Source organism: Streptomyces sp. NPDC008001 (genome assembly GCF_042958085.1).
In the GTDB taxonomy this organism is placed as follows: Bacteria; Actinomycetota; Actinomycetes; order Streptomycetales; family Streptomycetaceae; genus Streptomyces.
This window is the reverse complement of sequence record NZ_JBIBIZ010000004.1, coordinates 284,385-298,732: the sequence shown is the minus strand read 5'-3', so window position 1 is coordinate 298,732 and position 14,348 is coordinate 284,385. Positions and strand designations below refer to the sequence as shown.

The following is a 14,348-nucleotide window of genomic DNA, read 5'->3' as shown; positions in this document are numbered from 1 at the left end:
CCATCGGCACGTGCACCGCCCGCTCCCCGAGGCCCCACGCCTCCCGCCCCGCCCTGCGGGACCGACCGGCAGCACCCGGCGGCCACCGCACCCGGGGAAGCGCCGCGCTCCACCCCGCCCCACCGCACCCAGCGCACCACCGGATTCCCCGCACCGCCGGATCCGCCGCCCCACCGCACCCGCCGGATTCACCGGATCCACCGGCTTCATCGGCTTCATCGGCTTCATCGGCTTCATCGGCTTCATCGGCCCGGAACCGCCGGACGGGGTCCACCGGCCCCCAGCTCCACCTGTTCTGTTCTGCCTGATCTGCCTCGCAGAAGGAGTCAGCGTGAGACCCACCCCCCAGCAGAGCGTGAGATCCACCCCCCGGAAGAGAGCCGTCGCCGCGGGCGCCCTGGTCGCCGTCTCGGCGATGCTCGCCGTCGGCACCCAGGCCGGTACCGCCACCGCCCGCTCGGACGCGGACGCCAAGCGCACGGCACCGCGCCAGCTCATAGCCAAGGCCGACCCCGGCGCCATGCCCGCCAAGCTCACCCCCGCCCAGCGCGCGGAGCTCGTGCGGCAGGCGGACGCGGCCAAGGCGGAGACCGCCCGGGCCCTCGGCCTCGGCGCGAACGAGAAGCTGGTCGTCAAGGACGTCGTCAAGGACGTCAACGGCACCGTGCACACCCGCTACGAGCGGACGTACGACGGCCTGCCCGTCCTCGGCGGCGACCTCGTGGTCGACACCACCAAGGGCGGCAGCCTCAAGAGCGTCGCCAAGGCGACCAAGGCCCGGCTGGCGATCGCCACGACCACCCCGTCGTTCTCCGCCCCGGCCGCCGAGAAGGAGGCCGTGAAGGCCGCCGCGGCGCAGGGCTCGAAGGCCACGAAGGCCGACAAGGCGCCCCGCAAGATCGTCTGGGCGGCGAACGGCACCCCGGTCCTCGCCTACGAGACCGTCGTCGGCGGCCTCCAGGAGGACGGCTCCCCCAACCAGCTGCACGTCATCACGGACGCGCGGACGGGCAAGAAGCTCTTCGAGTTCCAGGGCGTCAAGCAGGGCACGGGCAACAGCCAGTACAGCGGCCGCGTCACCATCGGCACTACGCAGTCGGGCGGCTCGTACCAGCTCAACGACACCACGCGCGGCGGGCACAAGACGTACAACCTCAACCGCGGCTCCTCGGGCACCGGCACCCTCTTCACCGACGCGGACGACGTGTGGGGCAACGGCTCCACCAGCGACCCGGCGACCGCCGGCGTGGACGCGCAGTACGGCGCGCAGCTGACGTGGGACTACTACAAGAACGTGCACGGGCGCACCGGCATCCGCGGTGACGGCGTGGGCGCGTACAGCCGCGTGCACTACGGCAGCAACTACGTCAACGCGTTCTGGTCGGACGACTGCTTCTGCATGACGTACGGCGACGGCTCCGGCAACGCCAAGCCGCTCACCTCGATCGACGTCGCCGCGCACGAGATGACGCACGGCGTCACCGCCGCCACCGCCAACCTCGACTACACCGGCGAGTCCGGCGGCCTCAACGAGGCCACCTCCGACATCTTCGCCACGGCGGTCGAGTTCTGGGCCAACAACCCCAATGACGTGGGCGACTACCTCATCGGCGAGAAGATCGACATCAACGGCAACGGCACCCCGCTGCGCTACCAGGACAAGCCCAGCCGGGACGGCCGCTCCAAGGACGCCTGGTACTCCGGGCTCGGCGGCCTCGACGTGCACTACTCGTCCGGCCCGGCCAACCACTGGTTCTACCTCGCCTCCGAGGGCAGCGGCGCCAAGGTGATCAACGGCGTCTCGTACGACTCGCCGACCTCCGACGGCCTGCCCGTGACCGGCATCGGCCGCGACAACGCCGCGAAGGTCTGGTTCAAGGCGCTCACCGGGCGCATGCAGTCCACCACCGACTACGCCGGCGCGCGCGACGCGACGCTGTGGGCCGCGGGCGAGCTGTTCGGCGTGGGCAGCGACACGTACAACAACGTGGCCAACGCCTGGGCCGCCATCAACGTCGGCAGCCGGGCCACCCCCGGGACCGGGGTCAGCATCACCGCCCCCGGTGACCAGACGAGCCTCGTGAACACCGCCGTCTCCCTGCAGATCAAGGCCACCAGCAGCACCTCGGGCGCCCTGAGCTACTCGGCCACCGGCCTGCCCGCGGGCCTGTCGATCAACGCCTCCACCGGCCTGATCTCCGGCACGCCGACCACCACCGGCACCAGCAATGTGACGGTCACGGTCAAGGACTCCGCCGGCAAGAGCGCCAGCACGTCCTTCAAGTGGACCGTGAACACCACGGGCGGCGGCAGCGTCTTCGAGAACACCACTCCCGTCGCCATCCCGGACGCGGGTGCCGCCGTGACCTCGCCGATCGTCGTGACGCGCAGCGGCAACGGCTCCGCGGCGCTGAAGGTGGACGTGAACATCACGCACACCTACCGCGGTGACCTGCAGATCGACCTGGTCGCCCCCGACGGCAAGACGTGGCGCCTGAAGGACGCGGACTCCTGGGACTCCGCGGCGGACGTGAAGGAGACCTACACGGTCGACGCGTCGGCCGTCTCCGCCCCCGGCACGTGGAAGCTGAAGGTCCAGGACCTCTACGCCTCCGACAGCGGGACGATCAACAGCTGGAAGCTCAGCTTCTGAGCGCGGCTTCCGTAGGGGCGACCGGTCACCTGCGGGCCGTGCGCGGCCGGCCGCGCCGTTCCCCGCGCCCCTCACGGGGCGCAGGCTGACGCCCCCTCCGAACCGGGCGCCGTCCGGGGTGAGCACGACTCCCCCGGACGGCGCCCCACGCACGTGGGCCACCGCACCGAGTGGATACGCGGCCGCGGCCCCGGGAAGGACCCCCTGCGGGATCCGCCCCCGGGGCCGCGGCCATTACCGCCCCGGCCGGCCGCGCCTAGCGCAGCAGCACCCCCGCCGCCTCTCCCGTGGCTTCCGACGGCAGGGCCACCAGGCCCATCTCCGCGCCGCTGGACAGCAGCCGGTGCGTGGGGAGGATGCGGACCGTGTAGCCGAAGGGGCCCGTGCGGTCGAGGGTGAGCGGGCCCTCGTAGAGCCGGCGGCCGTCCAGGGCGGGGCCGCCGGCCGGCTTGAGGGGGAACGTGGCGGTCCGGCTCAGCCGGTCGGCCGGGTCGACGCGCCCCGCGACGGCCTGCACCTCCACGTCCGCCGGGTCCAGCGAACCGAGCGTGACGCTCACCCGCAGGGAGACCGTGGAACCCAGCGTCGCCGTGCCGTTGAGGTCGGTGTCCGAGACGGCCTCCACGTGGTCGACGGCCACGCCCGGCCACCCGGCCCGCACCCGGGACTTCCAGGCGGCCAGCTCGCTCGCCGCGGCGGGCGTGAGGGCCCGCTGGGCCTCGGCGGCGGGCACGTAGAGCCGCTCGACGTACTCCCGCACCATGCGCCCGGCGAGCACCTTCGGGCCGAGCGTGGTCAGCGTGCGGCGGACCATCTCGATCCAGCGGCCCGGCAGCCCGCCCTGCGTCCGGTCGTAGAAGCGCGGGGCCACCCGCCGCTCCAGCAGGTCGTAGAGGGCCGCCGCCTCCAGGTCGTCGCGGCGGTTGTCGTCCATGGCCGCGCCGTCGGCGGTCGGGATCGCCCAGCCGAAGTCGGGCTCGTACCACTCGTCCCACCAGCCGTCGAGCACCGAGAGGTTGAGGCAGCCGTTGAGGGCGGCCTTCATCCCCGAGGTGCCGCAGGCCTCCAGCGGGCGCAGCGGGTTGTTGAGCCAGACGTCGCAGCCGGGGTAGAGCCGCTGGGCCATGGCCATGCCGTAGTCGGGCAGGAAGACGAGGCGGTGGCGCACGCGCGGGTCGTCGGCGAACCGCACGAGCTCCTGCACGAGGCGCTTGCCGCTGTCGTCGGCGGGGTGGGCCTTGCCGGCGACGACGATCTGCACGGGGCGCTCGGGGTGCAGGAGGAGCTCCATGAGCCGGTCGCGGTCGCGCAGCATGAGCGTGAGGCGCTTGTACGAGGGGACGCGGCGGGCGAAGCCGATGGTGAGCACGTCGGGGTCGAGGACGCCGTCGATCCAGCCCAGCTCGGCGGTGCCGGCGCCGCGCTCGCGCCAGGCGGTGCGCAGCCGCTCGCGCACCTCCTCGACGAGCTGCTCGCGCAGGGTGCGGCGCAGCTCCCAGATGTCGGCGTCGGGGATCTCGCCGACGGCGTCCCAGCGCTGGGAGCCGCCGGCGGCGAGGGCGTCCTCGGCGCGGCCGGCGCCGACGCGGCGGGCGCCCAGGCGCAGCACCTCGGGCGCGACCCAGGTGGGTGCGTGGACGCCGTTGGTGACGGAGTCGATGGGCACCTCCTCGGGGTCGAAGCCGGGCCACAGGCCGGCGAACATCTGCCGGCTCACCTGCCCGTGGAGGGTGGAGACGCCGTTGGCGCGCTGGGCGAGGCGCAGGCCCATGACGGCCATGTTGAAGAGGTTGGGCTCGCCGCCGGGGTAGGTCTCCAGGCCCAGTTCGAGGACGCGTTCGACGTCGATGCCGGGCAGTTCGCCGCCGGGGCCGAAGTGACGGGCGACGAGCTCGCGGTCGAAGCGGTCGATGCCGGCGGGCACGGGGGTGTGGGTGGTGAAGACGGCGCCGGCCCGGGCGCACTCCAGGGCGGCGTCGAAGTCCAGGCCGCTGCCGACGAGTTCGCGGATGCGTTCGAGGCCGAGGAAGCCGGCGTGGCCCTCGTTGGTGTGGAAGACCTCGGGTTCGGGGTGGCCGGTGAGCCGGCAGTAGGTGCGCACGGCGCGCACGCCGCCGATGCCGAGGAGCATCTCCTGCAGCAGCCGGTGCTCGCCGCCGCCGCCGTAGAGCCGGTCGGTGACCTCGCGCTCGCCGGGGCCGTTCTCCTCGACGTCGGAGTCGAGGAGGAGCAGCGGCACGCGGCCGACCCGGGCCTGCCAGATGTAGGCGCGCAGGGAGCGGCCGCCCGGCAGGGCGAGGGAGATGCGGCTGGCGCTGCCGTCGGGCTCGCGGAGCATGGTGAGCGGCAGCTCGTTGGGGTCGAGCAGGGGGTAGTGCTCCTGCTGCCAGCCCTCGCGGGAGAGGGACTGGCGGAAGTAGCCGTGGCGGTAGAGCAGTCCGACGCCGATGAGGGGGACGCCGAGGTCGCTGGCGGACTTCAGGTGGTCCCCGGCGAGGATGCCGAGGCCGCCGCTGTACTGCGGGAGGGCGGCGGTGATGCCGAACTCGGGCGAGAAGTAGGCGATGGCGGCGGGCAGTCCGTCGGGCTGCTCCTGGTACCAGCGCCGGCCGGTGAGGTAGTCGTGCAGGTCGTCGGCGGCCGCGGCGAGCCGGCGTCGGAAGCGGCGGTCGTCGGCGAGGGCGGCGAGCCGCTCGGCGGGCACGGAGCCCAGCAGCCGCAGGGGGTCGCCGGCGGCGGCCCGCCAGCCCTCGGGGTCGACGGCCTGGAAGAGCTCACGGGTCTCGGGATGCCAGGACCAGCGCAGGTTGCGCGCCAGCTCGCTGAGCGGTCGTAGGGGCTCCGGAAGAACGGGGCGCACACTGAATCGACGAATGGCCTTCACCCCCACGACGGTAGCGGGGAGGCCGGGGGGCTTCGTGGCGCTTCGCGGCAACTGCCTGCTCCTGGCAGGTGCAAGCGGGAAGTGCGCCCCCGCCCCGGCCTGCGGTCTCCGGCGGCGGGCGGGCCGTCCGGCGTATGCGCGGCTCACCCGTCCGGCCGGGAAGAGTGTCCGTATGGTGGACGGGACGTGGAAGCGGACCGTATCCCTCACTTCGGCGGCTACAGCATCCGTACGAGACGCATATACGCCGCGCGTACAGCAGGAACGGCGGCGGCCGCTTCCCGCTACGGCCTTCGGCGGCCGGGACCGCGCACCATTCCCCCGTCTGGCCGCCGGTTACCCGGTTTTCGCTCATTGCACACGATCGGCCGAGCGAGGAGACTTCGTACGGGTGACGGCGTGCCGACCGTCCTCCCCACCCGGTGCCAGGGGAACTACGCACCGGTAGGTCCCACGGTGCGGGCATGCCCGCCCGGGACCGGTGGGAAAGCTCAACCGGTATGCAGGCAGTCGCAGTCCGCCGTCGCCCCGTGCACACGCCCACGGCCCTTCCGCACTTCTTCCGCACCCACCCGAGTGAACGCGGTCAGGAGCAGTCATGCCCGCACCCAGCCGGCTGCCGGCGGAGCAGATAGAAAGAGCAGAACCCGCCAGTCCCGCCCCACCGTTCCGCCCTGCCGCCGTACCCGCCGAACCCCCACAGGTGATCCCATGATCGGTCGTATCCCCGTCCTGGACCTCGGGCCGCTCGTGGACTGCGGCCGCCGGCCGGTCAAGGCGGTCGTCGGCGAGACCTTCCAGGTCACCGCGACCGTCTTCCGCGAGGGCCACGACGCGCTCGGCGCCAACGTGGTGCTGCGCGACCCGGCCGGCCGCTGCGGCCCCTGGACGCCCATGCGCGAACTCGCCCCGGGCACCGACCGCTGGGGCGCGGACGTGACCCCGGGCAGCGAGGGGCGCTGGACGTACGCGGTGGAGGCGTGGAGCGATCCCGTGGCGTCGTGGCGCCGGACGGCCTCGGTGAAGATCCCCGCCGGGATGGACGTCGGGCTCGTGCTGGAGGAGGGCGCGCTGCTGTACGAGCGGGCCGCCGCCGGGGTGCCGAAGAAGGAGGGCCGCGAGGCGGTGCTGGCCGCGGCCGACGCGCTGCGCGACCCCGGCCGCCCGGCCACCGCCCGGCTCGCGGCCGCCCTCGCCCCGCCGGTCACGGCGGCCCTGGCCGAGCACCCGCTGCGCGAGCTGGTGTCCACGAGCCGGCCGGTGCCGGTGCTGGTGGAGCGCGAGCGGGCGCTGTTCGGGTCCTGGTACGAGATGTTCCCCCGCTCCGAGGGGGCGGTCCCGGCGGAGGGGCGCCGCCCCGCCCGCAGCGGCACCTTCCGGACGGCGGCCCGGCGGCTGCCGGCCATCGCCGCGATGGGCTTCGACGTCGTCTACCTGCCGCCCGTCCACCCCATCGGCACCGCCTACCGCAAGGGCCCCAACAACGCCCTCACGGCGGGCCCGTACGACGTGGGCAGCCCCTGGGCGATCGGCTCGGCCGACGGCGGCCACGACGCCCTCCACCCCGACCTCGGCACCTTCGAGGACTTCGACCACTTCGTCGCCCGCGCCCGCGAGCTGCGCATGGAGGTCGCGCTGGACTTCGCGCTGCAGTGCTCCCCGGACCACCCCTGGGTGGCCAAGCACCCGGAGTGGTTCCACCACCGCGCCGACGGCTCGATCGCCTACGCCGAGAACCCGCCCAAGAAGTACCAGGACATCTACCCCCTGGCCTTCGACGAGGACTTCGACGGGCTGGTCCGCGAGACCCTGCGCGTGCTGCGGTTCTGGATGGGCCACGGCGTCCGCATCTTCCGGGTGGACAATCCGCACACCAAGCCGGTGGCCTTCTGGGAGAAGGTGATCGCCGAGATCGGCCGCACCGATCCCGACGTGGTCTTCCTCGCCGAGGCCTTCACCCGGCCCGCGATGATGCGCACGCTCGGCGCGATCGGCTTCCAGCAGTCGTACACCTATTTCACCTGGCGCAACACCAAGCAGGAGCTCACCGACTACCTCACCGAGCTGTCGGGAGAGACGGCCGCCTTCATGCGGCCCAACTTCTTCGTGAACACCCCCGACATCCTGCACGCGTATCTGCAGAACGGCGGGCGGGCCGCCTTCGAGGCGCGCGCCGTGCTCGCCGCGACGCTCTCCCCGGCGTGGGGCATGTACGCCGGCTACGAGCTCTGCGAGAACACGCCGGTGCACCCCGGGAGCGAGGAGTACCTGGACTCGGAGAAGTACCAGCTGCGGCCGCGCGACTGGGAGGCCGCCGAACGCGAGGGGCGCAGCCTGGCCCCGCTGATCACCGTGCTCAACCGGTTGCGGCGGCGTCAGCCGGCGCTGCGGAGGCTGCGCAACCTGCGCTTCCACCACGCCGACAACGACGCGGTCATCGCCTATTCCAAGCGTGCGGGCAGCTCGTGCGTCCTCACCGTTGTCAACCTGGACCCCCACCACACCCACGAGGCCACGGTCTCGTTGGACATGCCGGAACTCGGCCTCGGATGGCACGAGTCCGTCCCGGTGCGCGACGAGCTCACCGGAGAGACCTATCACTGGGGCAGGGACAACTATGTGCGCCTCGAGCCGGGCCGTTCCCTCGCGCCCGCGCACGTGTTCTCGCTGCGACCGTCCTCACCGATCGGAGGGTCACCCACACCATGATCGTCAATGAGCCCGTCCACGACACGTTCGAGGACACTCCGGCCAAGGACCTGGATCCCGACTGGTTCAAGCGGGCCGTCTTCTACGAGGTGCTCGTACGGTCCTTCCAGGACAGCGACGGCGACGGCATCGGCGACCTCAAGGGTCTGACGGCCAAGCTGGACTATCTGCAGTGGCTGGGCGTGGACTGCCTGTGGCTGCCGCCGTTCTTCCAGTCGCCGCTGCGCGACGGCGGCTACGACGTCTCCGACTACACCTCGGTGCTCCCGGAGTTCGGCGACCTGGCCGACTTCGTGGAGTTCGTGGACGCCGCGCACCAGCGGGGCATGCGCGTCATCGTCGATTTTGTCATGAACCATACGAGCGATCAGCACGAGTGGTTCCAGCAGTCGCGCAGCGACCCCGAGGGCCCCTACGGGGACTACTACGTCTGGGCGGACGACGACAAGCGCTATCCGGACGCGCGCATCATCTTCGTGGACACGGAGACGTCGAACTGGACCTTCGACCCGGTGCGCAAGCAGTACTACTGGCACCGGTTCTTCTCGCACCAGCCGGACCTCAATTACGAGAACCCGGCGGTGCAGGAGGAGATCCTGGCCGCGCTGCGGTTCTGGCTGGACCTCGGCATCGACGGATTCCGGCTGGACGCGGTGCCCTACCTCTTCGCCGAAGAGGGCACCAACTGCGAGAACCTGCCGCAGACGCACGCGTTCCTCAAGCGCGTCCGGGCGGAGATCGACGCCCATTACCCGGACACCGTGCTGCTGGCCGAGGCCAATCAGTGGCCCGAGGACGTCGTCGACTACTTCGGCAACTACGAGTCCGGCGGCGACGAATGCCACATGGCGTTCCACTTCCCGGTGATGCCGCGCATCTTCATGGCCGTCCGGCGGGAGTCGCGCTATCCGGTCTCGGAAATCCTGGCCAAGACCCCGGCCATCCCCTCGCGCTGCCAGTGGGGCATCTTCCTGCGCAACCACGACGAGCTGACCCTCGAAATGGTCACGGACGAAGAGCGCGACTACATGTACGCGGAATACGCCAAGGACCCGCGGATGCGCGCCAACATCGGCATCCGGCGCCGGCTGGCCCCGCTGCTCGACAACGACCGCAATCAGATCGAGCTGTTCACCGCGCTGCTGTTCTCCCTGCCCGGCTCGCCGATCCTCTACTACGGCGACGAGATCGGCATGGGCGACAACATCTGGCTCGGCGACCGCGACGGCGTGCGCACCCCGATGCAGTGGACGCCCGACCGCAACGCGGGCTTCTCCTCCTGCGACCCGGGCCGGCTGTACCTGCCGACCATCATGGACCCGGTCTACGGCTATCAGGTCACCAACGTCGAGGCCGCGATGAGCAGTCCCTCGTCGCTGCTGCACTGGACCCGCCGGATGATCGAGATCCGGAAGCAGAACCCGGCGTTCGGGCTCGGCTCGTACACCGAGCTCACCTCCAGCAACCCCGCCGTGCTCGCGTTCCTGCGGGAGGTGCGGCTGCCGGGGCAGCGGGAGGACGACCTCGTGCTCTGCGTGAACAACTTCTCCCGCTTCGCACAGCCGACCGAGCTCGATCTCCGGGCGTTCAGCGGCCGGCATCCCGTCGAGCTGATCGGTGGGGTGCGCTTCCCCGCCATCGGTGAACTGCCCTATCTCCTCACGCTGGCCGGTCACGGCTTCTACTGGTTCCGCCTCCGCCGTGGTGCGCCGCCGCCGGCCGGCCACTGAGGGCGCTCCCGTGCGCGCCGGAGCCCGCCGGCCCGCCGCGCACGGGCGGTTTTCCCCCGGGAACCCCGGGAACCCGTACTACTACGCACGAGCCGGACCGAACGGGCCGCATCCGCTTCGGAGACCGCCGCAGGGGCCGCAACCCGGCCGCCGCGCGCACCGCACCAGGGGCCGCCGGCGCTGACCGTACGGACGATCCTCGCCGGATCCTCCCCCGTCCCCGATGGGGGGACCCCACGCACCGCGTACAGGTCAATGCCGCAATCCGGGACTGCGATCCGGGACACTGTGCCCCATCTGTCGTGCCCCGGGGAAAGGACGCGACGCCATGTCGGACGCTGCACCGTCCCGCCGGGGCACCGGACGCCGGGGGGCCGCCCCCGGTCCTCTGCTGTCCTCGGTCCGCGCCGCCCCGGCGGCCCAGGCGACCGGGCCGGAGGCCGCCGACGCGGGGCTGCTGGGCTCCCTGGTGCCGCTGCTCTCCGAGTGGCTGCCGCGCCAGCGCTGGTTCGCGGGCAAGGGCCGCCCCATCACCGGCTTCACGCTCGTCGCGGCCACCGAGCTGCTGCCGCACCAGCCCGGCAGCACCGCGCCGGGCCTGCTCCACCTGCTCGTGCGCGCGCAGCAGCCCGGGGCGCCCGGCGCCGCCCGTCCCGGGGCCCCGGGGGGCGCGGTCCACGCCGGCACCGAGGACTGCTACCAGTTCCTGCTCGGCGTGCACGACGTGCTGCCGCCGCACCTGGCGCCCGCCTTCATCGGCCGCCCCGCCGGCGGGCCGCTGCACGGCCTGGCCGTCTACGAGGGCCTGGCCGATCCCCGGCTGGCCTCCCTGCTGCTGGAGCGGCTGCGGCTGCCCGGCCGGCTCGGCCCCCTGCGCTTCACGCGCGAGGAGGGCGTCGTCATCGGCGCCGGGCTCGCGCCCCGGCTCATCGGCGCCGAGCAGTCCAACACCTCGATCGTCTACGGCGAAACGTACATCCTCAAGCTCTTCCGCCGCGTCTGCCCCGGCACCAACCCCGATCTCGAACTGCCCCGTGCGCTCGCCGGCACCGGCTGCGCCCGGGTGCCCGCGCCCGCCGCCTGGTTCGAGGCCGTCGTGCCCGGCGCGGGCGCCGAGCCGATGACGCTCGGCGTGCTCCAGCCCTACCTGCCCAACTCCGCCGACGGCTGGCAGCTGGCCCTCAGCGCCCTCGCCGTCCGCGCCGACTTCACCGCCTCCGCCCGCGCCCTCGGGCACGCCACCGCCGAGGTGCACGGGGCGCTCGCCGAGGCGCTCCCCACGGTGGTGCTGCGCCGCCCCCAGCTCGAACAGCTCGCCGCCGCCATGTCCCAGCGCCTCGACGCCGCCGCCGACGCCGTCCCGGCGCTGCGCCCCTACCGGGCGGCGCTGCGGAGCGCCTACGACGACCTGGCCGCGCTCGGCCGGCGCGGGCGCACGTGGCGCGCCCAGCGCATCCACGGCGACCTCCACCTGGGGCAGGCCCTGCGCACGGCCGACGACGGGCGCTGGGCCATCATCGACTTCGAGGGCGAGCCGGCCCGGCCGCTGGCCGAGCGCACCCGCCCGCAGCCGGCCGCCCGCGACGTCGCCGGGATGCTGCGCTCCTTCGACTACGCGGCGGCGGTCGGCCGGGCGAGCGGCACGAGCTGGGCCGAGCGCGCCCGGGCCGCGTTCTGCGAGGGCTACGGGGCGGTGCACGGCGATCCGCGGGAGGATCCGCAGCTGCTGCGCGCCCACGAGACGGACAAGGCCGTCTACGAGGTCCTGTACGAGGCCCGGCACCGGCCGGACTGGCTGGTCGTCCCGATGGCGGCGATCCGCCGCCTGGCGGAGGGCCCCGCAGAGCCCACCCCTCCCCCGCCCCCGGACGGCTCCACGGCCGGGCCCCCGGTGGCACCGCACCCTTCCCGAAGCACCGACCCCGCTTCCGGCCCGTCCGGCCGGGAGAGTCCGAGGAGGACCGCACCGTGACCGCTCGACCGCCGGCCGGCCGGCCGCCCCACGAGTCCGGACCCGATCTCCCCGGCGCCGCGCCGGGAATCCCGGCCACGTTCCTGCCGGGGCACGGCGCGGCGGCGGAGCGGGAGGCGGGGACGCCCGCGCCCGGTCCCGTTCCGGAGTCCCCGGCCGGTGACGCGCGCCGGGCGCCCGTGCGGCACGGGGTGCGGCCCGCCGAGCCCCTGGGGACGGAGGACCGCGAGCGGCTGCTGAGCGGCGCGCACCACGACCCGCACGGCCTGCTGGGGGCGCATCCGGTGCCCGGCGGCGTGGCCTTCCGCGCCTTGCGCCCCTTCGCACGCTCCGTGGCGGTCAGCGCCAAGGGCCTGCGGGTGGAGCTGTACGACGAGGGGGACGGCCTCTTCGCCGGGGTGCTGCCCCTCAGCGGCGTCCCCGACTACCGCCTGCTGGTGACCTACGAGGACGCCGAGGTGGAGGTCCGGGACCCGTACCGCTTCCTGCCCGCGCTCGGCGAGCTGGACCTGCACCTCATCGGCGAGGGCCGCCACGAGCAGCTGTGGCACGCGCTGGGCGCGCTGCCGATGGAGCACGAGGGGGCGACGGGCACCCGCTTCACGGTGTGGGCGCCGAACGCCCGCGGCGTGCGCGTCGTGGGCGACTTCAACTACTGGGACGGCACGGGGCACCCGATGCGCTCGCTGGGCGCGACCGGCGTGTGGGAGCTGTTCCTGCCGGGCGTCGGCGAGGGCGCGCTCTACAAGTTCGAGATCACGCGCCCGGACGGCTCGCGGACGATGCGCGCCGACCCCATGGCGCGCCGCACGGAGGCCCCGCCGGCGAACGCGTCCGTCGTGCACGCGTCGCACCACGTCTGGCGGGACGACGCGTGGATGGCGGCGCGCCCGGAGCGGCCCGTCCACGAGCACCCCTTCTCGGTCTACGAGGTGCACCTGCCGTCCTGGCGACCGGGTCTGACGTACCGTCAGCTCGCCGACCAGCTGCCCGCCTACGTCAAGGACCTCGGCTTCACGCACGTGGAGCTGATGCCGATCGCCGAGCACCCCTACGGCGGCTCGTGGGGCTACCAGATCACCGGCTTCTACGCGCCCACCGCCCGCCTGGGCACCCCGGACGACTTCAAGTACTTGGTGGACGCCCTGCACCGGGCGGGCATCGGGGTGCTCATGGACTGGGTGCCGGCGCACTTCCCGCGCGACGACTGGGCGCTCGCCGAGTTCGACGGGCGGCCGCTGTACGAGCACGCGGACCCGCTGCGCGCCGCGCACCCGGACTGGGGCACGCTGGAGTTCGACTACGGCCGCACGGAGGTGCGCAACTTCCTGGTGGCCAACGCCGTGTACTGGTGCGAGGAGTTCCACATCGACGGCCTGCGGGTGGACGCCGTCGCCTCCATGCTCTACCTCGACTACTCCCGCGAGCCGGGCCAGTGGACGCCGAACGCCCACGGCGGCCGGGAGAACCTGGACGCGGTGGCGTTCCTGCAGGAGATGAACGCGACCGTCTACCGCCGCTGCCCCGGCGTCGTCACCGTCGCCGAGGAGTCCACGGCCTGGGACGGCGTCACCCGCGCCACCCACCACACCGGCCCGGGCGGCTTCGGGGGCCTCGGCTTCGGCCTGAAGTGGAACATGGGCTGGATGCACGACTCCCTGGTCTACGTCTCCAAGGAGCCGGTGCACCGCAAGTACCACCACGGCGAGATGACGTTCTCGATGATCTACGCGTACAGCGAGAACTACGTGCTGCCGATCTCGCACGACGAGGTCGTCCACGGCAAGCGCTCGCTGGTCTCGAAGATGCCGGGCGACTGGTGGCAGCAGCGCGCCAACCACCGCGCCTACCTGGGCTTCATGTGGGCGCACCCCGGCAAGCAGCTGCTCTTCATGGGGCAGGAGTTCGCGCAGGGGGCCGAGTGGTCCGAGGCGCACGGCCCCGACTGGTGGCTCCTGGACCCGTCGTACTCCGCGGAGGCGGACCACCGGGGCGTGCGGGACCTCGTCCGGGACCTGAACGCCGCCTACGTCGCGACGCCCGCCCTGTGGCAGCGGGACACGGTGCCCGAGGGCTTCGAGTGGGTGGTGAGCGACGCCTCGGAGGACAACGTCTTCGCCTTCCTCCGCTTCGACGCCCAGGGCTCGCCCCTGCTGGCGGTCAGCAACTTCTCCCCCGTGGTGCGGCACGGGTACGCGCTGGGCGTGCCCGGCCGGTTCACGGCGTGGCAGGAGATCCTCAACACGGACGCCGGGCGCTACGGCGGCAGCGGCGTCACCACCCCGGACCCGGTCAAGACGGAGGCCACCCGCCACCACGGCCGGCCGGCGAGCATCACCGTGACCCTGCCGCCGCTGGCGACGGTGTGGTGGCGCGCGGTGTGAGGACGGTGCCGGCGGC

General features: G+C 73.1%; 6 protein-coding genes. 5 read left to right on the top strand and 1 reads right to left on the bottom strand.

What is annotated here, in order from left to right:
• The first annotated feature begins 355 nt into the window (after nt 1–355).
• Nucleotides 356–2,653: a M4 family metallopeptidase gene (locus ACFZCD_RS12930; RefSeq protein ID WP_391830371.1), complete on the top strand. Its 2,298-nt coding sequence runs from the start codon at nt 356–358 to the stop codon at nt 2,651–2,653.
• A 256-nt stretch (nt 2,654–2,909) separates the two neighbouring features.
• On the opposite strand, the gene glgP is transcribed toward ACFZCD_RS12930, so the two are convergent.
• Complete coding sequence (gene glgP, locus ACFZCD_RS12925; protein ID WP_391829969.1) at nt 2,910–5,537, bottom strand: alpha-glucan family phosphorylase; 2,628 nt, start codon at nt 5,535–5,537, stop codon at nt 2,910–2,912.
• Between the two features lie 711 nt (nt 5,538–6,248).
• On the opposite strand from glgP, the gene ACFZCD_RS12920 reads away from it, so the two are divergent.
• The 4 genes from ACFZCD_RS12920 (at nt 6,249) to glgB (ending at nt 14,332) form a co-directional block, all read left to right on the top strand.
• Nucleotides 6,249–8,246, top strand: a complete 1,998-nt coding sequence (locus ACFZCD_RS12920) for an alpha-1,4-glucan--maltose-1-phosphate maltosyltransferase (RefSeq protein WP_391829967.1) — start codon at nt 6,249–6,251, stop codon at nt 8,244–8,246.
• Nucleotides 8,243–9,976 (top strand): maltose alpha-D-glucosyltransferase, encoded by a 1,734-nt coding sequence (gene treS, locus ACFZCD_RS12915; protein WP_391829965.1) that lies wholly within the window; start codon nt 8,243–8,245, stop codon nt 9,974–9,976. The genes ACFZCD_RS12920 and treS overlap by 4 nt, the downstream gene beginning before the upstream one ends.
• Nucleotides 9,977–10,304: 328 nt before the next feature.
• Nucleotides 10,305–11,948 carry a phosphotransferase gene (locus ACFZCD_RS12910; RefSeq protein WP_391829963.1) on the top strand — a complete coding sequence of 548 codons (1,644 nt, stop codon included), beginning with the start codon at nt 10,305–10,307 and terminating at the stop codon, nt 11,946–11,948.
• Nucleotides 11,945–14,332, top strand: a complete 2,388-nt coding sequence (glgB, locus tag ACFZCD_RS12905; RefSeq protein WP_391829961.1) for a 1,4-alpha-glucan branching enzyme — start codon at nt 11,945–11,947, stop codon at nt 14,330–14,332. The genes ACFZCD_RS12910 and glgB overlap by 4 nt, the downstream gene beginning before the upstream one ends.
• Nucleotides 14,333–14,348: the final 16 nt, after the last annotated feature.